Raw genomic sequence first — 24,622 nt, forward strand, 5'->3', positions numbered from 1 at the left:
TTTAGATTTTACTATCAATAACAAACTCATGAAGAGCTTTAAAAGATTTACATTTGCTTTTAACGATATCGATATCAATTGCTTTAGCAATTAATAAATTATGTTTTGTATTTAAATAAATTTTAGAATTGTTTGATGCTTTTTCAATTTCATTACCTAAAACTTCTTTAGGTGATTTTATTGTTTCTGGATGATGATATTTTTTAGGTGCTTTTCTTAAATTTAAAGCACTTTTTATACCTTTTTCATCAGCTAAAAACCAAGCTTCCATTTCTTCTGTAGGTATGTTTATTAATGTTTTTGAAATAACAAATGGATGTATACTTTTATGAATTATATCATAAAGATCTTCATATTTATTTCTGTCTAAATCATGAATAAGTATGAGTACTGAGCATCCTCTTTTTTTTAATTGTGTTGCCCAGTCATCCGCTTTTCTCTTAATTTTCCCACAGCCTCGCCCTACAAAATGTTTAAAACCAATATTATTCTTTCCAGTAATTCTCTTAATTAATTCTCTTATTGCTTCAACGTCACTTTCATCTTCAGCAATTATTCCTATTTTCTTTGGTATTTTACTCATGATCTAGTCCTCCTTCTTTCCAATATTCACCTAAATTTCCTGCTTCTTCTAAATAAGACTTTAAGGCTTCATAATCATTCTTTGACAAAGCTTTATCTAAAGGTTTAGCAACTGTGCCTTTAAGTAAATTTTTTGTAACAATAATTAAATTTTCAGGTCTTAATCTATCTAATACAAAGTCAGAATGAGTGCTAATTATAATTTGTTTCTTTTTAGATTGCACCGAAATCAATGAAATAATACTATTAAGTAATCCATGATGAACACAAACTTCTGGTTCTTCAATTAATAATAACTCATTTTCATCAGTAAGAATATAAAATATTAATGCAAGAGTTTTAAAAGTACCTTCAGAAAGCTGATTTGGTGAAAGTTCAATGCTGTCTATGGTTATATACGGTATTATTAACTGTCTATTCCTTTCAATGCGTTTTATTTTACCTCCAGATTTAACTTCATAAGAGCTTGATGGCATATCATATTCAGCAAATGTAATATTATCTATTATTCCAATTCCGTCTTTATTAACAGTAGATATAAATTTATTAAACTCTTTGTTATTATTTTTAAATTTTATATACAAATCATTTAGAAATTTTTCATGTTGGAGATTAAAGCGACTATTTCTATAAGGTCTATTTTCATCCAGTTCAAATGAAATCGGACATTTTGAAGGATCAGAAAACTGACTTGCGCTGTAATAACTTATTTTGTTAAAAAAATCTCTAATTGGATATATCGCATTAATTTGCGATTCTGTCAGATTAGGAAATTTGAAATACTTTGTCAATAAAAAGTTATTTTCTTTTGACTTAAATTCATGTATATATTTAAATAATTCAAGTGGTATTTCAACCCATCTTTTATTACCTGTTATTTCAAAAAAATTGAATTTCAAGGTAGAATCTAATACTTCGTCATTATTTCGATCGTCTGTTTCGTATCGTAAAGTAGCTTTTACTTTTATAGCATGTTCGTTGACTTTATAATCAAGAGAAATTTCAGCTAGTGAACCTGAAATGTTTTTTTGTTTAAGTTCAGGGATTTTATAAGTTTCCTTTAATTTTTTAAGGAGAAGTAAACCATTTAGTATATTAGTTTTTCCAGCGCCATTTATTCCAATTAAGCACATCAAATTCTGATTTAAGTCGAGATTTGTTTTAAGGCACGACCGATAATTACTAACTTCAAATTTTGTAAGTTTTATCATATATTGGTTATTAGTTTTTTAGTGTTATTATCATCAAATATATTAAAAACATCCAATAATTGATTACGTTTTCCCGTAAAGATGAAGGATCACTATTTGAGATAATTATTAAACTCAATTTCTTAATGTTGTGAAGCGTTATATTTATTATACATTAACACCACAACTGCGAAAAACTTTCGCAGAACCTTACAAACACCCTTAAAACATCTTTCCTGCATCCGCATTTTCTTTAAAACAATCTTGTTTGTAACCTCCTGCAATTGCAGGAAGTCTCCAGCAAGTTGCGGGGAGCTTCATGCAACTGCATTTTATTTCCCACAAAATGTTTTAAACTAAATGTACAATTATTTATATTTTTTTTGAGTAATTAATACATTTTTAACAAATAAACACATTAAACGATGAAAATTTCATTAGTGAGACTGAGCACTAAAGACCTTGCGACTTTGGCTCAAAGAATTCTCAACACCATTCAGTCAGGAAAATATCCTGTGATTTCCAACCATCCGCTCACTGCGACGCTGCAGAGTTCGTACGCCGAATATGATGAGGTGTATACCAAGCAGATCTACAGCGGAAAAGGAAAAGATGTCGCCACGGCAGACCATGAAAGAGATGTCGCCTATACCAGTTTCAAAGCTTTTCTGGATGGATACCGAAAGCTACAGTCGGCACCCCATTCTCAGTCGGCGGAAGATCTGTACGGTATTTTTAAAACTTTCGGACTGGATCTTGACCGCCTCAGCTATTCGTCCCAAACCGCTCAGATGACCAAGCTGATTGAGGCATTGGAAAGTCCGGAAAACCAACAGAAAATTGCGCTTCTTGCTGTGAACACCGCCTTCACCGATATGAAAACGAAGCATGAAGATTTTGAAGCGCAGTTCGCGGATCAGGCAGAAGCCAATGCCGACCTGAGAAATATGACGAGTGCCTCCGCCATCCGTAAAGATCTGGAGAAAAACCTCAAAACATATCTCAATTTGCTGACGGCGATGCAGGATGTTCCGGGTTGGGAACTGCTCTATAATGATACGAATGAATTGGTGAAAGCCGCCAAAAATTCGGAAGTCAAGAAGAAGGAAGAAGAGCCTTTGTAGAAAGGATAGTGAACCGAAGAAACAAAATTTGCCTCTGTTGAATCGCTAATTGGAGGAATGAAATTCGCCTTTGCTGAATTGTGAATCGAAGGAACGAAATTCCCCTCCTTTGGAGGGGTGGCAAAAATTGAAAATTTTTGACGGGGTGGTTTTATAATCCGCTCCTTTTTTTGTGCTCAACTGTAATTCTCTATAATATAATCCTCCAGCTGTTTCAGCGACAGAGCCAAATTTTGTTTCACATCCCAGTCGGTAATCCTGAAAACTTTTAAACCTAAACTTTCGAAATATTTTGTTCGTTCCAGATCATAATTTATTTTATGATCATGATTCCACCCGTCAATTTCTATAATTAGTCCTAAAGTTTTTACATAAAAACCGACAATATAATTTCCGATAATTCTTTGCCGGTCGAAGTCGATTTGGTGAAACGTTTTATTGCGAACGGCTTTCCAGAAAATGACTTCAGATAAAATACCGAGTTTTCTTTTTTCCTTTGTCAAGGCTTTAAGATGAGGATTGTAGGGTAGATTTTCAACAAAATTGCGGTAGATAATAATCCCGTTGATTTGGGTGAGAATTTCTTTTTCAGGCATAAGTGTTTTTTATGAAGATAGACATTTTCCGTTATGTGAAAAAATCTGAACCACCCCGTCATAAATTCTGCGAATTTCTGCCACCCCTCCACAGGAGGGGAATTTTTGCCTGTAATATTCAAGTTTTGATATTTTTCAATCACAATCTCTATATTTGAATTTAATTAAAAATGACATGAAATCAGTAGAAGAAATTCTGGAAAATCAGCAGAATGTGTATGTGATCGATTCAGATATTGTGTACGGGAAGTATATGCCAATTGATCTGTCGGCGGCGCATACCGATACGCTGGAACTTGATCTTACGGATGCCGAAGCATTTGAACATTTTGTGGAAGATCATCTTGCAAAAAGCCATGCACAAGTAGCTTTCGGTGGGTATCTCGAAAAACGGAATTTGTATAAAAGAAGTGACAATTTCAACAGCGAAAATACAGACGAACGAAACATTCATCTCGGAATCGATTTGTGGATCAAAGCCGGAACTTCGGTTCTCAGTGCGCTGGATGGTACCATTCACAGTTTTCAGAACAATACATTATTGGGCGACTATGGTCCAACAATTATTTTGCAGCATGAGATAGAAAACGTTACGTTTTATACTTTGTACGGACATTTAAGCCTCGAGAGTCTTGATGGAAAACGGGAAGGACAATCCGTGAAAAAAGGGGAGAAGATTGCCGAACTGGGAAAACCGCCTGTGAATGGTGATTATGCGCCGCATCTTCATTTTCAGATCATCAAAGATATTCAAAATAAAAAAGGAGATTACCCCGGCGTTTGCAGTCAAAAAGATCTTGATTTTTATAGAGAAAACTGTCCGGATCCGAATCTATTACTGAAAATCAACGGTTAAAATTTCGAAAAAAAAGATTTGAAAAACAATCAGAAGAATTTAATGAATGTTCATTATTAGATAAGATCATTCCATTCAAAAATATATAAAAATGAATCAATTGCTGCTGTCAGTTTTGCTGTTTTTGCCGATACTCAGTTTTGCGCAAGATAAACTTGAGGGAAACTTTCACCGTGAATACGGGATTTTCACGACGGTACATGAAGACCGCAAGTATTTTGTTGATCAGTTTAAATATGGACAGGGCGTTTTTTACGATGCTTTAAACCTTAGTTCGGTCACGCATTATGATAACAACAGCGAGGTCGAAAGCTACAGCCCGTGCGGACTGATCGATTCTACCGGTAAGGTTTTACTGAAACAGGCGTATGATAAAATCAGCATCGTTAACAGTCATGTGGTGAGACTTACAAAGGATAAAAAACACTGGCTGTATGATACGCGCCTGAAAAAAGATATTTCTAAAAAATACAATGTGATCTCCTATTTTCAGGACAGAAATATCACGCTGACCAGTGAAGGAAATCTTTACGGTCTGATCGATCTTGCAGGAAACGAAATCCTTAAATGTGAGTATACTATACTTTCACCTTATGACAAAGACGTTATTATCGCAAAAAAAGATGAATTTTATGGCTGTTTTACAGTCGGTGGTGAACTTTTACTTCCGTTCATTTATAAAGACATGAGCGCCAGCGGTCATTATATTTTTGCTAAAAAAGATGACGGCGTAGAGGTTTATGATAAGAAGGGAAAAATGGCTGTCTTCTTTAATTCTAAACGGGTAAAAGAACTTACTGAAAATATACTTGCCGTAGAAGAGCATGGCCGAACGTATATGTATGATCTTAAAAATAATAAAAGAATATCAACTGAAACGTATCTTGAAATTGCCGATTCAGATTTTGACAGAAACAGAGATATTCATTTTTTGGTCTTCGAAAAAGACGGGCTTTACAGCTTGAAATCAGGATTTATCAATGTTCAGGGCGATATTGTGCTGCCGGTAGATTACAAAATAGGGAACTTCAGAGAAGGTTTTGCATCCATAGGGAAAGATGAGCGATATGGTTTTATAGATGAAAACAAAAAGATTGTCGTTCCGCTGATGTTCGACAGAGTCTGGAATTTATTTGACGGCACAGCCAAAGCGATTTATCAGGGTAAAAACGTTTATATTGACACTAAAGGAAAAATCTTGTTTGAATCTGACATCAATCCTGAAACGATGAAAGAAAACATGGGTTTTTTCTTCGAAGGAATGGCCGTTAAAACTAAAAACGGAAAATCCGGTTTTGTAGACCGTTCAGGAAGAGAAATTATTCCGCTCCTTTATGATAATGTTCACGCGTTCAGAAACGGTGCAGCTTTGGTTTCAAAAGATCAGACGTATTTTTTTATCGATAAAAAAGGAAAAAGAATCGAATAATTGAAAGCGATAAATTTTCAAGCTTTAAAATCATAAAAAATGGGCAGTAAAATTAATTTACTGCCCATCTGTTGACTATTTAAAGAAACTAATTCCCGTTTAAGAAGTTGGCCAAAACTGTATTAAGCTGTTCGTAATGCGTTACATTTAGGCCATGAGGTGCGCCTTCAACGATTACAAAATCGTTATCGGCAATGCCTTCTGCCGCCTGTTTTCCTGCAGTTTCAATCGGTACGACTTTATCGTCATCTCCATGTACGATTAATGTTTTCACATTTACGTTAACTAATTCAGATCGAAAGTCGGTTTCACCCCAGCTTTCGGCACATTTAATTGTAGCGATCGGATTGGCACAAGAGGCAATGTTCCAGTCAAAATCTAACTGTGCCTGACTCACCGATTGTGATAAAAGTCCGTAATTGTAGAAATTTTTGTGAAAAGTTTCAAGGAAAGTTACTCTTTCTTTCTTCAGACTTTCCATGATTTCCTGAAGATCTGCCTGCGGCACGCCATCAGGATTGTCTTCTCTCTGTTTTACCAAAGGAATAATCGAAGATATGAGCGCAACTTTATCAATGTTTTCAGATCCGTAATTCGTCAGATAGCGGACAACTTCGCCGCCGCCCATTGAAAATCCGAAAAGGATCACATTTTTAAGTTCGAGTTGAGAGATCAGTTCGTGAAGATCGGCAGTGAGAGAATTGTAATCGTAACCGTCAGCGGTCGGTGCTGATTTTCCGAAACCTCTGCGGTCATACGTAATCACGCGGTAACCCAGCTCCAGTAAAACCGGAATCTGCATTTCCCATGATTTCCCACTCAGCGGCCATCCGTGAATTAAAACAATGGGTTGACCCGAACCGAAATCTTCATAATACAGTTCAAAATTTTTTTCGTTTTCTTTTTTGATAAAAGGCATACTATTTTGTTATTTGGTGTTTTAAATCACACTCAAATTACAAGCCACCACATCTGAAAAAAGCTTTACAGTTATTTTTTTATGATATTTTAAGAAATTGAAGAAAATGTGTGCGTTTGAGAGGAAAATTTTGAAGGATCTGAAATGGATTGATTTTGTTTGGAAGTTTCGGCGGGCCGGAGGCCCGCCGAAACCCAATTCATAAAATATTATTGAGAGTAATACGCCGGAAACTCTCTCAAAACAGAATAAAAATCCCGCCACTCAAAATATCGCGGACTCATACTGCTCACATTATCAAAACCTTTTTCCCGAAACAGTTTCTTCGTCCGCGTCACATGGAAATATTGTGAAACCACAATCAGACCTTTAAAAGGAAACTTTTTCTGAATTTTTAAAACATTGTCAACCGTCAGCCGCGTATTGTTTCCTTTATTGTCAACAATGATCACAGAATCCGGAATTTTTTTGGTGAGAAGAAATTCTTTCATTTTAGAACCTTCATAAAATCCCTCTTTTCCCAGTCCACCACTCACGATAATTTTCTTGACGCGTTTCTTTTGGTAGAGTTCAACGCCGGTTTCCAGCCGTTTTTCCAGCCTCTCAGATAACGTTCCGTCTTCATTTACTTTACTGCCAAGAATTACTGCAACATCAGCTTTCCCACCGTTATCAGATAATCCGTCATAAATAATGTAAACTGAATGAACGACAAACCAAACCACAATCACCAAAAAAAATATCTTAAAGATTCTAATTATTCGTTTCATTTATTAGTTACCATCTTTGTTATTTTTTAATATTTCAATCTCAGCTTTCACATAATCCAGCACCGGATCTTCTTTTCTGATGGCATTTTCTAGCGTTTCATCAATTTTTAAATCAGGTTTTACGCCTAAATCTTTATTCTCAAAAGTGATATTCGGCTGTACCAGAAGAAGTCCGATCGGAAGCTGGAGTTTAGAATTTGGAAGTTTTTGATAGGAATAAAATCCGGCTACCGTGCCGTCATTCGCGCCGCCGGTTTCTTCACCTACAAGAGTTGCTCGTCTGTCGTATTTCATCTTTGCCGCGATAATCGATGAGGCCGAGAAACTTCCGCCGTTAATCAGCAGAAACACTTTTCCTCTAAAAGCGTCGGCTTTAGGCTGCGTGATTTTATTCTCTTTGGTATTATAAAATGCATTTCCATTTTTATCTTTTTTCACACTGAAAAGATGCGCCGTCAAAACGCCCGGATACAGAATTCCTTTGATCACGTAACCAATCGGACTCGTATTCGCGAAGAAATTGGTCTTGAAAGGTGTGCTTTTCGAAACAATTTTCGACGGTTTTACAAGTGTGAATGGTTCGGGTGCGAGATAAGAGTATAGATTATTAATTTCCGCAAGCGAACCGCCATAATTTCCACGAATATCGATCACAAGATATTCTGCTTTCGACTTCTTCAGTTTGGCAAAAGACTGCTGGTAAAACCTTTTGGAAAACAGCTGAGAAAAAGTCCGGATTTTCATATATGCTGCGGTACTGTCGGTGTCGATAAATTTAAAAGTGCGGTTATAAGTATCGGTCAGCGCTTCATAATCGTTTGTGTTTTTTTCTGCAGAACTTTTTTTCGCTTCCTTTTCTTTGGCGAGGTCAGCTTCACTTTTGGTTTGGCGATTCAGCGTGATATTCTGAATTTGTCCCTGGTATGAAGTTTCAATTCGCGCGCTGTCTTTGTAGCCTTCATCCAGCAGATACAAAGTGAAAAAAGCATCACTGAGATAATGTTTTGTAAAGGTTTTATTTTTTCCGTCACTGGTGATGAGTGCAGAATATCGGTTTACATATTTTGAGATGGGTTCGTTATTGATACTTAAAATTTCTGTTCCCGGACGGATATTCTGCACAGAATCTTTATTTTCAATCACAAAAAGGCGATTGTCTTCAAGCCGATAATTCATTCTTCCGAAAAGCCCGGTTTTATTTTTAAAATTCTTCATTCCGGCGCGGTCGTAGCGTTGTGCAGGAATTCTGAAAGACAGATGACCTTCCCGAATCTGCGCGATCACAGGCTGTATTTTAAAATAAAATTCGACCGGAGTGAGCGGTTTTGTGATGGTTGTTTTCAAACTGTCAAATTTAAAATCCAGCTGCTCTTTGGGAATGTACCAATACAGTTGAGGATGAAATTCCTGCAGTTTTCTGTAGGTGAAATCCACATCCTGCCGCAATTTCTCGGTAGCAATGGCTGTGTTTCTTCTTACGTTATATCTCTCTACAGATTTGCAGGAAAATAGTGTCAGAAAAATGATGAGTATAGAAAATGGTCTCAAGGGTTTCAGTTTTAGCGAATATAAAATATTTAAAGCAGAAATAAAAAGTAAAATCGTTCAGAGATACGTCATGCTTTTTGCTTAACTGTTTAGATTTAAATAAATTTTATGCTCTACATTTTCATATTCGTCGCCGTTGTGATCGCTTTGTATTTTATTATAATGTCTCAGGAAGTTTTCGGCGGAATGCCCACCGGAAAAAGACTGGAGCAGATGAAAAATTCTCCCAATTTTAAAGACGGTAAATTCTGGAATCAACACGAAACTCCTCAGTTCGCCGAAGGATATTCGATGCCGAAAGTGATGTTTGACTTCTTTTTCTCTAAAAAAGATCCGCACATAAAGCCGCATCATCCGGTGATTTCTGTAAAAACTGATCTTAAAAATTTACCGGAAAATCAGGATGTTTTTGTTTGGCTTGGTCATTCGTCATATTTTATAAAAACCGATGGCGTTTCTTTTTTAATTGATCCTGTTTTAAGCAGTTTCGGTTCGCCTTTTAAATTTTTTAACAAAGCATTCACGGGCGCTGATCTCATTAAACCGGAAGATATTCCGGCAATAGATTATCTTGTCATCACACATGATCATTACGATCATCTTGATTTCCCTACGGTAAAAGCGTTGAAAGACCGCGTCGGCAAAGTCATTCTTCCACTTGGCGTCGGCGCACATCTCGAAAAATGGGGTTACAGCGAAAATCAAATAATTGAAGAGGATTGGGGCACGGAGGTGAGTTTAAAAAACGGCTGCAAAATCACGTATACGCCGGCAAGACATTTTTCCGGGAGAAAACTGCACCGCAACAATACGCTCTGGACTTCCTATGTTTTGGAAACGCCAAGACATAAAATTTTTCTCGGTGGCGACAGCGGTTATGATACACATTTTAAAATGATCGGTGAAAAATTTGGGCCTTTTGATTTTGCGGTTCTTGAAAACGGACAGTACAATCCGGCATGGCGATACATTCATGCATTGCCTGAAGATGTGATTAAAGCCAGTGAAGACATCGGTGCGAAGTATATTTTCCCGGTTCACAGCGGTAAATTTGCGCTCGCACTTCATCCGTGGAATGAACCTTTGGAAATGGTAACCAAACTTGGGCAAGAAAAAAATCTACAGATTCTGACGCCAAAAATTGGTGAACCTGTAGATCTGAATATTCAAAAGTATCATTTCGGAAGCTGGTGGCAGGAAGCTTAATCGTGCCAGATTCCCTTATATCTTTTGGGGTGGTTTTCGAGTTGCTGTCTTACAAAATCACATTCCGGATCGATCATTAAATCTTTTTCTTCGGCGAAATTCACAAGTTTGTCGAGGAGAAGTTTGGCAAAACCGTGACCTTCATATTCGGGATCTATTTTGGTATAATGTACATTCATCAGCCTGCCGTCGACAGAAATCGACATATAACCGACTTTTTTTCCGTCTAAAATGAGCTGAATTTCATCCTGATACGGCGTAATCTCAAATTTTATCTGTTCCATAACTGTAATTTTTTTCTTTGTAAATAATGATGTTTTTATGATGCTTTTTTAAAGTTACATAATATTATCGAAAAGCTGAAACCTTCATTTCGCTTTATTGCTTTTTTAACTTTCGGATTTATTTCGAATCCTAATTACAGAAAATCATGATGTGGCTTCGTTTGGTGTATTAGTTTTTGATTTTAACAAAACATTAAAAACGGCACTTAACTTGAACATCATTTTTACAATAAAAAATTTGAGTATGAAAAAGTTAATTTTTACGGTGATGCTTTTAGGCGGATTCACCTTCGTTTATTCTCAGGCTGGGTTTAATGATTACAGAAGAAGTATTTCAGATATCGACTGGCAAGGCCTGATCTCGTCTTTAGCGTTAAATGATAATCAGGCAAATCAAATCTATGCGTTAAATAACCGTTACGACAATTACGACAGCTGGAACCGTACTTACGGCAACAATCCAGACCGCTGGAGAACCGACCGCTATGGTGAGCTGGAGCGCATTATGGGACCTGACAAATACGGAAAATTTAAGAATAAATACTACAAAGGAAAAAATCCTGTAGCCGTCTACAACAGCAACAAGAACAATGATAAGCGCTACAAACACATGTACGGCAAAGCGCAGTATCATAAAGGCCCGAATGGAAAAGGTCCGGGGAAAGGACATGGAAAAGGAAAAGGCTCTAAAAAATAATTTTTGTTTTAAAAATGATAGAATGACCGATGTATTTTCGGTCATTTTTGTTTTATATCTCTGAGGTTCCCTCTACATTTGTCGTCTGAAATGAGCGTCATTAAAAATGTTCATAAAACGATGATATGCTGAAAGAAAAAAATAAATTTATTGCCACCATTCTGGCGTTTGCGGTAATTCCAATGTCTGGTCTGGCCACCGATATTTACCTTCCGAGTATGCCGAGTATGGCTTTAGAACTGCAGCAGCCTGAAAGCAGAATTCAGCTTACACTTACGATTTTCTTAATCAGCTATGGTCTTACGCAGTTTTTTGCCGGAAGCGTTGTCGATACTTTTGGCCGATATCGTGTGGCGCTGATCTCGCAGGCGCTCTTTGTTTTAAGTTTTCTTATTACCGCTGTTACCAAAGATATTCTTGTGATTTATGCCATGCGGGTTTTGCAGGGAATGCTTTCCGGGTTTGCAGTTGTCTCGAAAAGGGCTTTTTTTGTGGATGTGTATGATGGTGAAGAGCGGAAACATTACCTCAGCATCATGACGATCGTCTGGTCTGTCGGCCCGATTGTCGCACCTTTTATTGGCGGTTATCTGCAGAGTTTATTTGGCTGGCAGTCTAATTTTTACGTGTTGGCGGGTTACAGTTTGCTGTTGCTGATTTTGGAATTTGCATTCTCCGGGGAAACATTAAAAACGAAAAAAGTATTTCTTCTTTCAGATATGATCGGCGAGTATAAAATGATGTTCGGCACGAAAGATTTTTTTTACGGAATGCTGATGTGCGGCGTGAGTTATGCGATGGTAATTTTTTTTAATCTTTGCGGCGCTTTCATCATCGAGCACAAAATGGGCTATTCTGAAGTCGTGGCCGGTTACGTTTCGCTGATTCTCGGTTTTGCGTGGATGTCTGGCGGATTTCTCGGCAAAGCTCTTATCGCAAAGCCTTTTATGCCAAAAATCCGGTATGCAAATTTCATCCAGATTATTCTTATTGTTGCAATGCTTTTTGCTTCCTTTTATTTAAATTCCATTTACAGTCTGGTGGCTTTTGCCTTCGTCGTACACATTACGGCAGGGTTTATCTTCAATAATTATTTCGCCTACTGCATCGGCCGTTTCCCTGAATCTGCAGGCATGGCGGGCGGACTCACCGGTGGCGTAGCGTTCATTTTTACTTCTGCCCTGAGCTATGGAATTGTCGCGATCATCAAACCGCAAAACCAAATGAATGTCGCCGAAGGTTATCTTGTAATGGGCATTTTAGGATTAATAATTCTTACGGTTATCAGACTCAGGAAAGCATATACTGTTCATTAATCTTCCGGTTAATTTATTATTGTGAAATGTCACTGAAAACCATCGTTCTCAAGATCTGATTAACTTCTATAGCCAGATTTAAAACCAGGCAAAAAGGCTCAACAGTCAGGCAATTTGCTTGAAATTCCAGGCAAATAGGGTGGATGTCGAGGCAATTAGGCTCAACGTCGAGGCAAAAAGGGTGAAATTCGAGGCAAAAAGGGTGGAATTCGAGGCAAAAAAGGTGATAGATCAGGCAATAAGGCTGGTTTTTAACTGTAAAGATTCATCAGCTTGTAAAATCATTTATGTTTAAAAGTAAAAGACCTACTGGCAGAGCTCTGCATCAGTTAATACAGCGTGATGAAGAAGAGAGGAAGGATTTTGAAATGCTCTAAGATATTTTAAACACAAAAAAAGCCCCTTAAAAAAGGAGCTTTTTATTTCTATTTAAATCAAGAATTAAATTCCGTCAATAATTTCATTTAAAACGGTACTTGGTCTCATCGCTTCATACGTTTTATAGGTATCTGTTTTGAAGTAACCGTCGATGTTCTGAGGCTTACCCTGAGCACCAATCAATTCAGAATTGATAACTTCTTCGCTTTCCTGCAATGCTTCTGCAACAGGAGCGAACTGTTGAGCTAATTCCGCATCAGCAGTTTGAGTGGCCAAGGCTTCAGCCCAGTACATTGCCAGATAAAAATGAGAACCTCTGTTATCGATTTGTCCCACTTTTCTTGCAGGGGATTTATCTGTAGCCAGGAATTTAGCATTTGCTTCATCCAAAGCGTCAGCCAAAACCTGAGCTTTTGTATTTCCCTGAGTCTGTGCCAAATGTTCTAAAGATGCCTGTAAAGCTAAAAATTCACCTAAAGAATCCCATCTCAAATAACCTTCTTCCAGGAACTGCTCAACGTGTTTTGGAGCAGAACCTCCTGCACCTGTTTCAAACAAGCCACCACCGTTCATCAGTGGAACAATAGAAAGCATTTTTGCAGAAGTTCCAAGTTCAAGAATTGGGAAAAGATCAGTCAGATAATCTCTCAAAACGTTTCCTGAAACAGAAATCGTGTCTTTTCCTTCTCTTGCTCTTTTCAAAGTTTCAGTCATTGCGTCTTTTACATCAAGAATCTTAATGTCTAAACCGTTGGTATCATGATCAGCTAAATATTTTTCAACTTTTTTGATCATTTCTCTGTCATGAGCTCTTCCTTTATCTAACCAGAAAATCGCAGGCGTATCAGAAAGTCTTGCTCTGTTAACTGCTAATTTTACCCAGTCCTGAATCGGAGCATCTTTTGTCTGACACATTCTGAAGATATCACCCGCTTCAACTTTCTGAGAAAGTAAAATAGTTCCTGCTTCGTCCTGAACTTCAACTGTTCCTTCAGCTGTGGCCTGGAAAGTTTTGTCGTGAGATCCGTATTCTTCAGCTTTCTGAGCCATCAAACCTACATTCGGAACAGAACCCATTGTTGTAGGATCCAGTTTTCCGTGCACTTTCATATCATCAATCACAGACTGATAAAAACCTGCATAAGAACGGTCTGGGATGATACAGATTGTATCTTCTTCCTTACCTTCTTTGTTCCACATTTTACCGCCACCTCTCACCAAAGCAGCCATAGATGCATCAACAATAATATCAGAAGGAACGTGGAAATTGGTGATTCCTTTATCAGAATTTACCATGGCTACTCTTGGTCCGTTGGCCAGAGCAGTTTCGATATCAGCTTTTATGTCAGCTTCCTGAGCATTTCCTTTTATTTTATCGAAAAGGTCAGCCAAACCATTGTTTGGATTTACGTCTAGAGAATCGAAAGTCTCAGCATATTTTGTGAAAACATCTTTGAAGAAAGTTTCAACGATCGCTCCGAATACGATTGGATCAGAGATTTTCATCATCGTTGCTTTCAGGTGAGCCGAAAGTAATACATTTTTATCTTTGGCTTCCTGGATTGCTTCCTTAACGAAAGATTTCAAAGAGTTTAAATTCATTACAGAAGAATCGATCACTTCTCCCGCCTGAAGACCTGCGAAATCTTTCAATAAAGTCTCTGCAACGTCGTTTCCTTTGAAAACGATTTTATATTTTGTTGCATTCTCAAGAGTGGTTGAAGTTTCTGTGCCGTAGAAATCTCCGCTTTCCATGTGAGCAACATCAGTTTTGCTGTCTGATGCCCAGTCACCCATTCTGTGAGGGTTTGCTTTTGCATAATTTTTAACGGCTTTCGGAGCACGTCTGTCAGAATTTCCTTCTCTTAATACAGGGTTTACAGCGCTTCCCAATACTTTAGCATACTTGGCTTTAATTGCTTTTTCCTCCTCATTTTTCGGTTCTGCAGGATAATTTGGAACTGCGAAACCTTTGGCCTGCAATTCAGCGATTGCAGCATCCAACTGCGGTGCGGAAGCAGAAATGTTGGGTAATTTGATGATGTTTGCATCAGGCTGAGTTGCCAGTTCTCCCAGTTGAGCTAAAGCATCAACGGTTTTCTGATCATCTTTCAAAAACTCAGGGAAGTTTGCTAAAATTCTTCCGGCCAGAGAAATATCCGGAACGTCAATCTCTATGTTTGCTGATTTTGTAAAAGCTTTCACAATCGGTAAAAACGAATGTGTTGCCAGCATTGGAGCCTCATCTGTAAGTGTGTAATAGATCTTTGATTTGTCTGACATTATCGTGAAGTTTATTTTTTAGAATTTTGATGCACAAATTTAATTAAAAAATGCCTTTTTTCTGTGTGCGCAGTCAACTTTGTTTTTTAAGATTTATTTAACCTAATAAAGATTTTATCAAAAACGGTTTTTAAGTACATTTGATTCACATAAAAAAAATAAACAATATGTCTAAAATTACACTCGGCGGAAACGAGGTCAACACCATCGGTCAGCTGCCTGCAGAAGGAACTACAATCAAAGATTTTGCGCTTGTTGATTCAGGACTGAATGTGAAAACACTGGAAAATTTTACAGGCAAAAGAAAGATTTTCAACATCTTCCCAAGCGTAGACACCGGAATCTGCGCGCAGTCTGCAAGAAAATTCAATGAAGAAGCGAGCCAGCTGGATAATGCTGTGATCATCAATGTTTCCAAAGATCTTCCTTTCGCTCTGAAGAGATTTTGTGCCGCAGAAGGCATTGATAATGCAGAAACACTTTCTGATTTCCGTGGAAGTTTTGGCGATGATTTTGGCGTTACCATGACAGATTCCCCAATGAAAGGTCTGCTCAGCCGCGCAGTAATCGTAACCGACGAAAACAATAAAGTACTTTATACCGAGCAGATATCAGAAATCGGGCACGAACCGAACTATGAAAATGCACTGAATGCATTGAAGTAGTCGTAAATATTTATCATTAAAAAAATCATTCTGTTATTATAATAGAATGATTTTTTTATTTTTGTGAACCGGCGTGGCAAAATATTATGAATGAGAAAGTAATAAGAACTTCGGAAAAAAATAAACAAAAAACCATTTGAGAAAAAATATATTTTTTGCTTCTTTAGCATTTCTTTTTATCAGCTTTTTGACGGTCTGCAATGCGCAGATTTCCAGAAGCAATCCCAGAATTTTTACTGCGAAAAATTTTAAATATAGTAATGAACTGAATGATAATCTAAGAATGATCAGGAATGATAATCCTGATTATTCTTCAATAGATTTTGACGACAGCCGTTGGTCAATCGTACACCCGGATACGTTACGGAAAAATAAATCAGAGGCTGTGGTTTGGTTTCGGTATTATTTTAAAGTAGATTCCAGCCTTGTAGACAAACCGCTTTGTTTTCGTGTAAATCAAATGGGCGCATCAGCAATTTATCTGAACGGGAAAATTCTTGATACTATCGGAAAGATTGGACGAGCAGGAAACCGACAATACAAAGTGCGAAATCCGGTACCGAATTTTTTCACGATAAAAGATACCGCAGTTCATGTTTTGGCAATACGCTTTCAGCCGTACATCAGAAATGAAGAAAAAACCGTGAATATTAATTCCTCACAACTTCGTGTGAGACTTGTAACTGCCGAATCTTATGTGCAGGATGAAGCGGAGACAGGAAAGGAAGTTGCTTTTTACGTCATGCTCATCAGCGGGATATTTCTTGCGCTTGCGTTTGTACATTTTCTGCTCTTTGTTTTTTATCGTAAAGCACTTTACAATCTGTATTTTTCTACCTACAACTTGTCAATTGCCCTCCTGAGTTATTCAGGTTTTCTGATTTATGAAATGTCTGATCCGCTGCAGATGTCATCTTATACCTTTTATGCATTTGCTGCCCTCGTGGTATTTGGCGCCTCACTTACGGGTTTTATCAATACGCTTTTTGGTAAAAGCAAGATTAGATTAGCAATCATGCTAACGTTGGCCGGTCTGCTTTTCATCTTTTACTATTTTTATCAGGCTCCGGCGATTGTTTTTTCTCTTCTTTATCTGGTTATTGTAGCGATAGAATCATTTTGGTTAATAATCCGCGCGATGATCCGCCGTGAGAAATCAGCTTTCATAGTAGGTGGCGGTATTTTGGCATTTTTCGCATTTATCGTACTTACGATTATTTTAAATATTCTTGATCAGCTGAATTTTGTGATTTCAGATAAAATAGCGGATGACGATTTCGCAGCATATTTTCTGATTTTTGTCTTCGTTAGTTTTCCGATATCAATTTCGGCATATCTGGCGTGGCAGTTTGCTTCTACCAATTTGAATCTGGTGAAACAACTTGACGAGGTGAAGAGACTGTCAGATTTAAATTTAACCCAGGAGCAGGAAAAACAACAGCTGCTTTTGGACCAGAATGAAATGCTTGAAAACCAAGTCAGCGAGCGTACACTGGAACTTCGGAATGAGAAGCAGAAAACTGAAAATCTCTTACTGAATATTCTGCCATTTGAGGTCGCTGAAGAATTAAAGGAAAACGGAAGTTCAGAAGCCAAATATTACGATGAGGTCACCGTTTTGTTCACCGATTTCGTTAATTTCACGCAAAGCTCAGAAAAAATGGGTGCCGAAAAGATGCTGTTTGAGCTGAATGAATGTTTTACCGCGTTTGATCTCATTATGGAAAAACATGGTCTCGAAAAGATAAAAACAATCGGCGATGCTTATCTGGCGGTTTGCGGTTTGCCACTAAAAACTGAAAACCACGCCTATCAGACGGTTTTGGTCGCATTAGATATTCTCAATTTTATTGAAGAAAGAAAAAAAACCAACGCTGATGTTTTGGATATCAGAATTGGTGTAAACTCGGGGTCGCTGATTGCCGGAATCGTTGGCGTAAAAAAATTCGCTTATGATATTTGGGGTGATACGGTGAATACGGCCGCGCGAATGGAGCAGAACAGCGAGAGCGGAAAAATAAATATTTCTGAAACAACCTATCAGCTTGTGAAAGATCAAATATATTGCGAATACCGTGGGAAAATTCATACCAAAGGAAAAGGCGATATGGATATGTATTTTGCTTTGAAACTTAAATAAATTTAAAGAAAACAGCTGCAAAAATCATTCATAGATTTAGTTTTACAACTTTTTTAAAATGAATATTTTGTAGCTTTTAGCAAAAAAATAAATATGGATTACGAAAAACTTAATACCATTATTATCAGCCGGCTCAGAGATCAGCTTCCGGAGCATTTGTCGTATCACAGCGTGATGCACGTAAAAGATGTGATCGATTCTGTAGAAAAAATTGCTTTATCGGAAAATGTAAATGACGAAGATCTTGTGTTGCTGAGAACCGCTGCACTTTTTCACGATACCGGATTTTTGTTTGGATCAAAAAATCACGAAGAAAAATCTTGCGAAATAGCGGAAGAATATCTTTTGGATTATGGCTATTCCCAGTCTCAGCTGAAGAAAATACAGGGGATGATTATGGCGACCAAAATTCCGCAGTCACCCAAAAATCATCTCGAAGAAATCGTTGCAGACGCTGATCTTGATTATCTGGGAAGAGACGATTTTTTCACCATCGGCAATAAACTTTTTGAAGAACTTTCAATGTTTGGAATCGTCAATTCTGAGCGCGACTGGAATCTCCTGCAGGAAAAATTTCTGGAAAGTCACCAGTATTTTACGAAAACTTCAATCAGAGAAAGGAAGCAGAAAAAGCAGAAAAATCTCGACATCATCAAGTCAAAATTAAATAACGGATAACATGAAATCTACTTCTCATCACAGTCCGCTTTTTACTGTTTCAGATATTATTTATCTCGTTTTGGGTGTGATTTCGGCAAGTTTCGCTTTAAAATCATTTCTTGTTCCCAGTCATTTTCTGGATGGCGGCGTCACTGGGATTTCGCTTCTTCTGCACGAAGTGTATCACTGGAATCTCGGTATCAGTTTATTTGTTTTAAATATCCCTTTCATTGTTCTTGCGTATTTTCAGATCGGAAAACATTTTGCCATCCGAAGCAGTCTTACCATTTTACTGATTGCTTTTACCATGTATTTTATTCCGTTTCCTGAACTGACACACGACAAACTTTTGGTGGCGATGTTTGGCGGATTTTTCCTCGGCATCGGCATTGGTTTATCTATGCGTGGCGGCGGAACTTTCGACGGAATGGAGGTTTTAGCATTACTGACTTTCAAAAAAAGCAGCTTCAGCATCACCGAAATTATTTTAGGCATGAACGTCATTATTTTCGTTATCGCAGCGGTTTTTCTTAAAGTTGAAACGGCGCTTTATGCGATCATGACGTATCTCGTAGCAAGTCAGATTACCAAATATGTGATTGAAGGAATTGAGGCGTACACTGGTGTTACCATCGTTTCCGGAAACAGCGAAGAAATAAAAAAAGCTTTGGTTTTGACGATGAATAAAGGAATTACAGTGTACCGCGGCGAGCGTGGTTTTATGAAAGAATCTTTTGAGCAAAGTATTGATGCTGATATTATTTTTACTATTGTTACGCGTTTGGAAGTAAGAAAACTTCAGAATATTGTCCGTGCGATTGATCCTAAAGCTTTTATTTTTACGCAGACGGTCCGCGAGCCACAGGGCGGTATTGTGAAGGAAATTATTAAGCATTAAATAAAATTTGAGTTTTATTTTTTTAAATTTAATCACACAAAATTTTTAATATGGAAATCAACCAGTTTTTTGTAAATCTTCCTGTGAAAGATGTAGCGAAAACCAGAGAATTCTGGCTGCAGCTCGGCTTTAAAACCAATGATGAGATGTCTGATGACCGCTCGGTGTGTGTTGTCTTAAAAGAAAATGCCAACTATCTGATGTTTCTTGCGGAAGAATATTTTCAGACATTTTCAGAGAAACCGCTTCCGAAAGAAGGCACACAGTTTCTTCTTGCAATTGCGCTGAACACGCGGGAAGAAGTGGATCAGCTTGTAAATAAAGCAGTAGAACAAGGCGCGACACAGCATGAAGAAACTCAGGATCATGGTTTTATGTATCAGAATTCTTTCTGGGATATTAATGGCTTTGGCTGGAATGTGATTTTTTCGGATGTTTCCAAAGCGCCTGTTCAGGATAATTTATATCACTAAAATTATGAATAGAATTACAGTTAAAACAGAAATAGATGCACCGGTAAAAAAAGTTTGGGATTATTTTACAAATCCGGCACATATAACAAAATGGAATTTCGCACATGAAAGCTGGCACTGCCCGCACGCTGAAAATGACATAAAAGCCGGAGGAAATTTTAATTTCCGGATGGAAGCAAAAGACGGAAGTTTTGGTTTTGATTTTAAAGGAAAGTATGATTCTGTAAATCCACCTCATACGATTACGTACACGCTTGAAGACGGCAGAAATGTGGAAATTGTTTTTCAGGAAATGGATGGCAAAACTGAAGTAACGCAGATTTTTGAGCCTGAAAAAACCAATTCTGAAGAGATGCAGGAAAGTGGATGGCAGGCAATTCTTGATCAGTTTAAAAATTATACAGAAAATAATTAAGTTTTAAATAAATCGGGTATTCTTAAATGGAATAAGATTTGAAATGAGTTAAGGTATTGCACGAAATTGAATTTCGTGATTGAAATACAATGGAAAAAAACTCTACAAAAAGACTTTCAAAAGGAAAAAAAATTGCGCTTATCACCATCGGTTCTATCGTTGTGATCGCACTTTTTTTTCCTTTTCTGCTTAATATTTATCTGAAAAACAAACTTCCGGATTTTATCAATAAAAAAACGCCTTATCAGATCACGCTTACCGATTTTGATATTAATCTATACGGCGGGAATATAGAGGCAAAAAATATCGATATTAAAACAAAACCGACTAAAGATGCTACGGTTACAAAAATAAACGGAAAGCTTAAAGAATTAAAAATCAGCAATTTTGGAATCTGGAAGGCGATTTTCAGCAAATCGTATCACGTTTCTGATATTCTTCTTAAAGATGCCGATCTGCAAATTGAACTCGGAAAAAAGAAAGAAGATAAAAATAAAAAGCCGAAGAAAGAAATTGATTTCGGAGCCGAAAATGTCATCGTAAGCAACGGTAATTTTACGGTGAAGAATGCTGAAAAGCGCAATCTTTTTAACGGTAAGAATGTAAATATTAAACTTACCGAAATCAGCCAGAGCAAAGATGTTTCGAAATTGCCGGTTGCTTTCAAAGAGTTTAAAATCGACGCGCATGATGTGATCGTTACGGCCAATGAATTTTACCAGGTTTTCGCGAAAGAAATCAAAGCAAAAAATAAACAGCTGATAATTTCTCAATTTCATCTAAAGCCGATTGAATCGCCGCAACTTTACAATGCGAAAAATGTTTTCGATTTTAAAGTGGAAGAATTACTGGCAGAAAATTTTTCTATTAATAAAGATTCTCTGATTATTGATAAAGCGAAATTCAGCAAGCCCCAGCTCATTGTAACATCCACCAACAAGAAAACTGTTAAGGAAAACCCGAAAGAAGTCAATCTGAAAATCGGGATTAAAAATCTTGATCTTATGCAGGGTTCTGTTTTGGTGCGAAATCAGAATAAGGTAAAAACAGCTTCTGTCGACAATTTCAGGCTGAGTTTAAACGATATTGTTTTTGATAAAAACACGGTAAAAGAAAAAATTCCTTTTGCTTTTTCGACGCACAATGTGGAGCTGGAAAATATCTATTTTCTCACAGATCCTTTGCAGGCATTGAGTGTAAAGAAAATTTCATCTGAGAATTCTGATATTTTTATCAGTAATGTGGAGTACAAAGCACTTGGCAAAAGTGCTACACGCGACTTATTTAATTTTAAAACGGATAAAATTGAGATCCTGAAAAATCGGTCGAAATTTGTCGGACAGCAGTTCAGATTAAATCTTCAGGCAATTAATATTTACAAGCCTCAGGTTCAGATTACTTCTGCAACCAATAAGAAAAAAACCGAGAAAAAGAAAAGTGGAGCAGCGCCTGATATTTTGGGAAAAATCGGAGCTATAAATATGATCGACGGAAGTTTTGTACAAAATGCAGCGGGAAAACAAAAACTGAAAGTCGGGAATTTTGAAGTAAAACTGAACAATATTACAACTGATAAAAACCAGATGCAGCAGTCGGTTCCGTTTAAAATCGAAAAGCAGCTGATTACTGCAAATTCAATTGATTTTGATGCCGGAAAATATTACCGTTTAAAAGTTGGAAACTTTAAAAACACCGGAAAGCAGACTCGACTTACGGATTTTGGTTTTCTGCCAAAGTATTCACGTACGCAGTTTAACAAAATGATCGCAGTAGAAGAAGATATGTATACGATTAAGATAAAATCGGTGGATATTTTAGACAAAAATTCTGCGATCGGAAAAAATACAAGCATCGATCTCGACAAAATTATCATTGACGGAATAGACTGTAATATTTTTCATGATCTGACGCCGCCCGATGATAATGCGCTGCGATATATGTTCAGCAAAAAATTGCGTGATGTGAAATTTCCGCTTTTCGTAAATCAGATTGAAATTAAAAATTCGAAGCTGGCGTATGAAGAAATTACAGAAAAAGCGCAAATTCCGGGGAAGATCACATTTGAAAAATTTAATGCTAAAATTCGCGACGTTAATAGCGCCAAAATGAAAGGCAAACCGACGATGGTGAAAGTAGATGCAGATTTTCAGTTTTTTGGAGACGCGCCAACTACTGCTTACTGGCAGTTTGATGTAGCCAATAAGAACGACGATTTTGCGATCACAGCGACGATTAATGATCTTTCTGTGGAAAATGCTAATTTATTTGTACGGCCGTATCTGAATGTAACGCTTGACGGAAAAATTCATTATCTGAAGTTTGATTATAAAGGAAATAACAAAATGATCGGTGGTAATTTCTACTTTAAATACACGGAGATGAATGTCAATTTCCTGAATAAAAATACAGGGAAAGAGCGAAAACTACTGAGCGGAATTGCGAATCTTTTCGTAAAAAATAATTCGAAGGGCGAACCGGATCATGTGGAAGTGGAAAAAGAACGCGATCCTAAAAAAAGTTTCTTCAATACGCTGTGGCAGGGAATTATGGAAGGTTTAAAAAAATACCTTATTTAAGCTTTAAGCTTGAAAACATATTAATTTGGCTGGGCATTTGCTCAATTTTTTCAAAAAATTATATGGAATTGCTCATATTTGAGATTAAGATAGAAGCGGAGCCGGAAAAAGTGTGGACAGTTCTTTGGAGTGATCTTTCTTACCGCCAATGGACGTCGGCACATACTAACGGATCGTTCTACGAAGGTACTTTGGAACAAAACAGCACTGTCAGATTTCTTGATAAAGACAATAACGGAATGTACAGCACGGTTTTGAAAAATGATCCTAATAAAGAGATGATTTTTCTGCATCTGGGAGAAATTGTCAATGGCGGAGAAGTGCAGATGGAATGGGAAAACGCTACGGAAACCTACCGACTCGAAGAAACAGATGACAGCACGATTTTGAGATGCGAAGTCAATACCAGCGAGGAATTCAAAGATTTTTTCGAGAAAAATTATCCGAAAGCTCTGCAGATCGTAAAGAGTCTCTCTGAAAATCAACTTTAAATAAACCAATACTATGGAAACACTTTCTTATGAAATCGTGATTAATGCATCAAAAGAAAAAATCTGGAGTGTACTTTTTGATGAAGCAACGTACAGCGAATGGACAAAATTTTTCAGTGAAGGATCGGTAATGAGATCCGACTGGGAAATCGGCGGTAAAACCTATTTTTTAAACGGCAGCGGAGAAGGAATGGTATCTACAATCGAGGATTTTGATAAACCGAATCTCATCACTTTTAAACATCTCGGAATGGTGGATAAAGACGGAAATGAAGATACAGAAAGTATGGAAGTGAAACAGTGGAGCGGCAGTTTTGAAAGATATTATTTAATAGATCTCGAAGGGAAGGTAAAACTTCACATTGAGGTTCAAATTGACAAGGCGCATCATGATTACATGAATGAGGCTTTTCCGAAAGGTTTGCAGGTAGTGAAAAATCTTTCGGAAGCAGAATAAGATATGAAAGCGAAATTTTTTTTCGCTTTTTTTATTTTAAAAATTCGTTTCAGTTTAAAGTAAAACTTATAGGAAGTTCGTCATCTTTGTATGGAGATTGCCGAAAAACTAATCATGCCGCAACACGAGAAGGAAAACATCATTTCGCAAACCGTAACTAATTACGGCGGAAAACTGATGTCTTTCATTCGCCCAAAGGTGAAAAACAGGGAAGATGCAGAAGATATTCTGCAGGATGTCTGGTTCCAATTCAGCAGCCTTACCAATCTTTCTGAAATTGTAAACGTCGGTGGCTGGCTGTACCGTGTTTCAGCCAATAAAATTATAGATAAATACCGCAAAAAGAAGACAGAAAATCTTGAGGATTTCGTTTACGAAGACGAAGACGGTAGTTTTTCAATTAAAGATATTCTGCTTCTCGATGAAAGTGCAAGTCCGGAATTAAAAATTTTTCAGGATGAAATCTGGAAAAAGCTTTACGCCGCGCTTGACGAATTGCCAGAAAAGCAGCGTTCTGCATACATCGAAAACGAACTTCATGATAAAACACTGCAGCAGATCGCCGATGAACAGGGCGAAAATATTAAAACCATTATCAGCAGGAAAAATTACGCAGTAAAGCATCTTCGCACGCGTCTCCGTCAACTGTACGATGATTTGAAAAATTAA

24 protein-coding genes are annotated in these 24,622 nt (G+C 37.3%); 16 read left to right on the plus strand and 8 right to left on the minus strand.

The genetic code is table 11. The features are described from left to right. Position 1: 1 nt before the first annotated feature. Complete coding sequence (locus tag ASG01_RS14485) at positions 2-583, minus strand: DUF4276 family protein (RefSeq protein ID WP_055865214.1); 582 nt, start codon at positions 581-583, stop codon at positions 2-4. Next, entirely contained in the window at positions 576-1,793 is a 1,218-nt protein-coding gene (locus ASG01_RS14490; protein WP_055865217.1) for an AAA family ATPase, read from the minus strand. The genes ASG01_RS14485 and ASG01_RS14490 overlap by 8 nt, the downstream gene beginning before the upstream one ends. Positions 1,794-2,197: 404 nt before the next feature. Here ASG01_RS14490 and ASG01_RS14495 point away from each other — a divergent pair, with 404 nt between their 5' ends. After that, the gene (locus ASG01_RS14495; RefSeq protein ID WP_055865220.1) at positions 2,198-2,896 is read left to right on the plus strand and encodes a DUF6261 family protein; all 699 of its coding nucleotides are present in this window, start codon (positions 2,198-2,200) and stop codon (positions 2,894-2,896) included. Between the two features lie 176 nt (positions 2,897-3,072). Here the strand turns inward: ASG01_RS14495 and ASG01_RS14500 are convergent, their stop codons facing one another. After that, the gene (locus ASG01_RS14500; RefSeq protein ID WP_082498391.1) at positions 3,073-3,492 is read right to left on the minus strand and encodes an endonuclease domain-containing protein; all 420 of its coding nucleotides are present in this window, start codon (positions 3,490-3,492) and stop codon (positions 3,073-3,075) included. 175 nt (positions 3,493-3,667) lie between these two features. On the opposite strand from ASG01_RS14500, the gene ASG01_RS14505 reads away from it, so the two are divergent. Beyond that, positions 3,668-4,348, plus strand: a complete 681-nt coding sequence (locus tag ASG01_RS14505) for a peptidoglycan DD-metalloendopeptidase family protein (protein ID WP_055865357.1) — start codon at positions 3,668-3,670, stop codon at positions 4,346-4,348. Between the two features lie 91 nt (positions 4,349-4,439). After that, positions 4,440-5,777: a WG repeat-containing protein gene (locus ASG01_RS14510; RefSeq protein WP_055865222.1), complete on the plus strand. Its 1,338-nt coding sequence runs from the start codon at positions 4,440-4,442 to the stop codon at positions 5,775-5,777. A gap of 88 nt (positions 5,778-5,865) precedes the next feature. Here ASG01_RS14510 and ASG01_RS14515 read toward each other — a convergent pair whose 3' ends face one another. The 3 genes from ASG01_RS14515 to ASG01_RS14525 all read right to left on the minus strand — a co-directional run bounded on the left by ASG01_RS14515 (position 5,866) and on the right by ASG01_RS14525 (position 9,014). Then, positions 5,866-6,696: an alpha/beta fold hydrolase gene (locus ASG01_RS14515; protein ID WP_055865225.1), complete on the minus strand. Its 831-nt coding sequence runs from the start codon at positions 6,694-6,696 to the stop codon at positions 5,866-5,868. 209 nt (positions 6,697-6,905) lie between these two features. Then, positions 6,906-7,466, minus strand: a complete 561-nt coding sequence (locus ASG01_RS14520) for a YdcF family protein (RefSeq protein WP_055865227.1) — start codon at positions 7,464-7,466, stop codon at positions 6,906-6,908. 3 nt (positions 7,467-7,469) lie between these two features. Then, the gene (locus tag ASG01_RS14525; protein WP_055865230.1) at positions 7,470-9,014 is read right to left on the minus strand and encodes a S41 family peptidase; all 1,545 of its coding nucleotides are present in this window, start codon (positions 9,012-9,014) and stop codon (positions 7,470-7,472) included. A 108-nt stretch (positions 9,015-9,122) separates the two neighbouring features. On the opposite strand from ASG01_RS14525, the gene ASG01_RS14530 reads away from it, so the two are divergent. Further along, positions 9,123-10,220: an MBL fold metallo-hydrolase gene (locus ASG01_RS14530; RefSeq protein WP_055865233.1), complete on the plus strand. Its 1,098-nt coding sequence runs from the start codon at positions 9,123-9,125 to the stop codon at positions 10,218-10,220. Here the strand turns inward: ASG01_RS14530 and ASG01_RS14535 are convergent. After that, a complete protein-coding gene (locus tag ASG01_RS14535) occupies positions 10,217-10,504 on the minus strand; it encodes a GNAT family N-acetyltransferase (protein WP_055865237.1) in 288 nt (95 codons plus the stop codon). The genes ASG01_RS14530 and ASG01_RS14535 overlap by 4 nt on opposite strands. Positions 10,505-10,748: 244 nt before the next feature. Between ASG01_RS14535 and ASG01_RS14540 the strand changes: the two genes are divergently transcribed. Then, positions 10,749-11,201, plus strand: coding sequence for a hypothetical protein (locus tag ASG01_RS14540; protein WP_055865362.1), 453 nt, complete (start codon positions 10,749-10,751; stop codon positions 11,199-11,201). A gap of 125 nt (positions 11,202-11,326) precedes the next feature. After that, the gene (locus ASG01_RS14545; RefSeq protein WP_055865240.1) at positions 11,327-12,517 is read left to right on the plus strand and encodes an MFS transporter; all 1,191 of its coding nucleotides are present in this window, start codon (positions 11,327-11,329) and stop codon (positions 12,515-12,517) included. Positions 12,518-12,958: 441 nt separating this feature from the next. Here ASG01_RS14545 and ASG01_RS14550 read toward each other — a convergent pair whose 3' ends face one another. Beyond that, positions 12,959-15,178, minus strand: a complete 2,220-nt coding sequence (locus tag ASG01_RS14550; protein ID WP_055865242.1) for an NADP-dependent isocitrate dehydrogenase — start codon at positions 15,176-15,178, stop codon at positions 12,959-12,961. 167 nt (positions 15,179-15,345) lie between these two features. On the opposite strand from ASG01_RS14550, the gene tpx reads away from it, so the two are divergent. The 10 genes from tpx (at position 15,346) to ASG01_RS14600 (ending at position 24,622) form a co-directional block, all read left to right on the plus strand. Beyond that, positions 15,346-15,843: a thiol peroxidase gene (gene tpx, locus ASG01_RS14555; RefSeq protein ID WP_055865245.1), complete on the plus strand. Its 498-nt coding sequence runs from the start codon at positions 15,346-15,348 to the stop codon at positions 15,841-15,843. Positions 15,844-15,979: 136 nt separating this feature from the next. Next, positions 15,980-17,983 carry an adenylate/guanylate cyclase domain-containing protein gene (locus ASG01_RS14560; protein ID WP_131725385.1) on the plus strand — a complete coding sequence of 668 codons (2,004 nt, stop codon included), beginning with the start codon at positions 15,980-15,982 and terminating at the stop codon, positions 17,981-17,983. A gap of 93 nt (positions 17,984-18,076) precedes the next feature. Further along, positions 18,077-18,661, plus strand: coding sequence for an HD domain-containing protein (locus ASG01_RS14565; protein ID WP_055865253.1), 585 nt, complete (start codon positions 18,077-18,079; stop codon positions 18,659-18,661). Between the two features lies 1 nt (position 18,662). Next, positions 18,663-19,541, plus strand: a complete 879-nt coding sequence (locus tag ASG01_RS14570) for a YitT family protein (protein ID WP_055865255.1) — start codon at positions 18,663-18,665, stop codon at positions 19,539-19,541. 50 nt (positions 19,542-19,591) lie between these two features. After that, entirely contained in the window at positions 19,592-20,014 is a 423-nt protein-coding gene (locus ASG01_RS14575; RefSeq protein WP_055865258.1) for a VOC family protein, read from the plus strand. Positions 20,015-20,018: 4 nt separating this feature from the next. Then, positions 20,019-20,429 (plus strand): SRPBCC family protein, encoded by a 411-nt coding sequence (locus tag ASG01_RS14580; RefSeq protein ID WP_055865263.1) that lies wholly within the window; start codon positions 20,019-20,021, stop codon positions 20,427-20,429. An 89-nt stretch (positions 20,430-20,518) separates the two neighbouring features. Then, complete coding sequence (locus tag ASG01_RS14585) at positions 20,519-23,005, plus strand: hypothetical protein (protein ID WP_055865266.1); 2,487 nt, start codon at positions 20,519-20,521, stop codon at positions 23,003-23,005. 62 nt (positions 23,006-23,067) lie between these two features. Continuing rightward, the gene (locus tag ASG01_RS14590; RefSeq protein WP_055865270.1) at positions 23,068-23,496 is read left to right on the plus strand and encodes an ATPase; all 429 of its coding nucleotides are present in this window, start codon (positions 23,068-23,070) and stop codon (positions 23,494-23,496) included. 13 nt (positions 23,497-23,509) lie between these two features. Continuing rightward, positions 23,510-23,953, plus strand: a complete 444-nt coding sequence (locus ASG01_RS14595; protein ID WP_055865275.1) for an SRPBCC family protein — start codon at positions 23,510-23,512, stop codon at positions 23,951-23,953. 114 nt (positions 23,954-24,067) lie between these two features. Further along, positions 24,068-24,622 (plus strand): RNA polymerase sigma factor, encoded by a 555-nt coding sequence (locus ASG01_RS14600; protein ID WP_117613467.1) that lies wholly within the window; start codon positions 24,068-24,070, stop codon positions 24,620-24,622.

The organism is Chryseobacterium sp. Leaf180 (genome assembly GCF_001424585.1).
Classification (GTDB): domain Bacteria; phylum Bacteroidota; class Bacteroidia; order Flavobacteriales; family Weeksellaceae; genus Chryseobacterium.

Bases quoted from the DNA above. Each gene is read 5' to 3' on its own strand.
- ASG01_RS14600 (WP_117613467.1), top strand. From the start codon at position 24,068: ATGCCGCAACACGAGAAGGAAAACATCATTTCGCAAACCGTAACTAAT.
- tpx (WP_055865245.1), top strand. From the start codon at position 15,346: ATGTCTAAAATTACACTCGGCGGAAACGAGGTCAACACCATCGGTCAG.
- ASG01_RS14520 (WP_055865227.1), bottom strand. From the start codon at position 7,466: ATGAAACGAATAATTAGAATCTTTAAGATATTTTTTTTGGTGATTGTG.
- ASG01_RS14575 (WP_055865258.1), top strand. From the start codon at position 19,592: ATGGAAATCAACCAGTTTTTTGTAAATCTTCCTGTGAAAGATGTAGCG.
- ASG01_RS14580 (WP_055865263.1), top strand. From the start codon at position 20,019: ATGAATAGAATTACAGTTAAAACAGAAATAGATGCACCGGTAAAAAAA.
- ASG01_RS14510 (WP_055865222.1), top strand. From the start codon at position 4,440: ATGAATCAATTGCTGCTGTCAGTTTTGCTGTTTTTGCCGATACTCAGT.
- ASG01_RS14540 (WP_055865362.1), top strand. From the start codon at position 10,749: ATGAAAAAGTTAATTTTTACGGTGATGCTTTTAGGCGGATTCACCTTC.
- ASG01_RS14545 (WP_055865240.1), top strand. From the start codon at position 11,327: ATGCTGAAAGAAAAAAATAAATTTATTGCCACCATTCTGGCGTTTGCG.
- ASG01_RS14535 (WP_055865237.1), bottom strand. From the start codon at position 10,504: ATGGAACAGATAAAATTTGAGATTACGCCGTATCAGGATGAAATTCAG.
- ASG01_RS14590 (WP_055865270.1), top strand. From the start codon at position 23,068: ATGGAATTGCTCATATTTGAGATTAAGATAGAAGCGGAGCCGGAAAAA.
- ASG01_RS14490 (WP_055865217.1), bottom strand. From the start codon at position 1,793: ATGATAAAACTTACAAAATTTGAAGTTAGTAATTATCGGTCGTGCCTT.
- ASG01_RS14570 (WP_055865255.1), top strand. From the start codon at position 18,663: ATGAAATCTACTTCTCATCACAGTCCGCTTTTTACTGTTTCAGATATT.
- ASG01_RS14595 (WP_055865275.1), top strand. From the start codon at position 23,510: ATGGAAACACTTTCTTATGAAATCGTGATTAATGCATCAAAAGAAAAA.
- ASG01_RS14515 (WP_055865225.1), bottom strand. From the start codon at position 6,696: ATGCCTTTTATCAAAAAAGAAAACGAAAAAAATTTTGAACTGTATTAT.
- ASG01_RS14500 (WP_082498391.1), bottom strand. From the start codon at position 3,492: ATGCCTGAAAAAGAAATTCTCACCCAAATCAACGGGATTATTATCTAC.
- ASG01_RS14505 (WP_055865357.1), top strand. From the start codon at position 3,668: ATGAAATCAGTAGAAGAAATTCTGGAAAATCAGCAGAATGTGTATGTG.
- ASG01_RS14530 (WP_055865233.1), top strand. From the start codon at position 9,123: ATGCTCTACATTTTCATATTCGTCGCCGTTGTGATCGCTTTGTATTTT.
- ASG01_RS14585 (WP_055865266.1), top strand. From the start codon at position 20,519: ATGGAAAAAAACTCTACAAAAAGACTTTCAAAAGGAAAAAAAATTGCG.
- ASG01_RS14550 (WP_055865242.1), bottom strand. From the start codon at position 15,178: ATGTCAGACAAATCAAAGATCTATTACACACTTACAGATGAGGCTCCA.
- ASG01_RS14565 (WP_055865253.1), top strand. From the start codon at position 18,077: ATGGATTACGAAAAACTTAATACCATTATTATCAGCCGGCTCAGAGAT.
- ASG01_RS14485 (WP_055865214.1), bottom strand. From the start codon at position 583: ATGAGTAAAATACCAAAGAAAATAGGAATAATTGCTGAAGATGAAAGT.
- ASG01_RS14495 (WP_055865220.1), top strand. From the start codon at position 2,198: ATGAAAATTTCATTAGTGAGACTGAGCACTAAAGACCTTGCGACTTTG.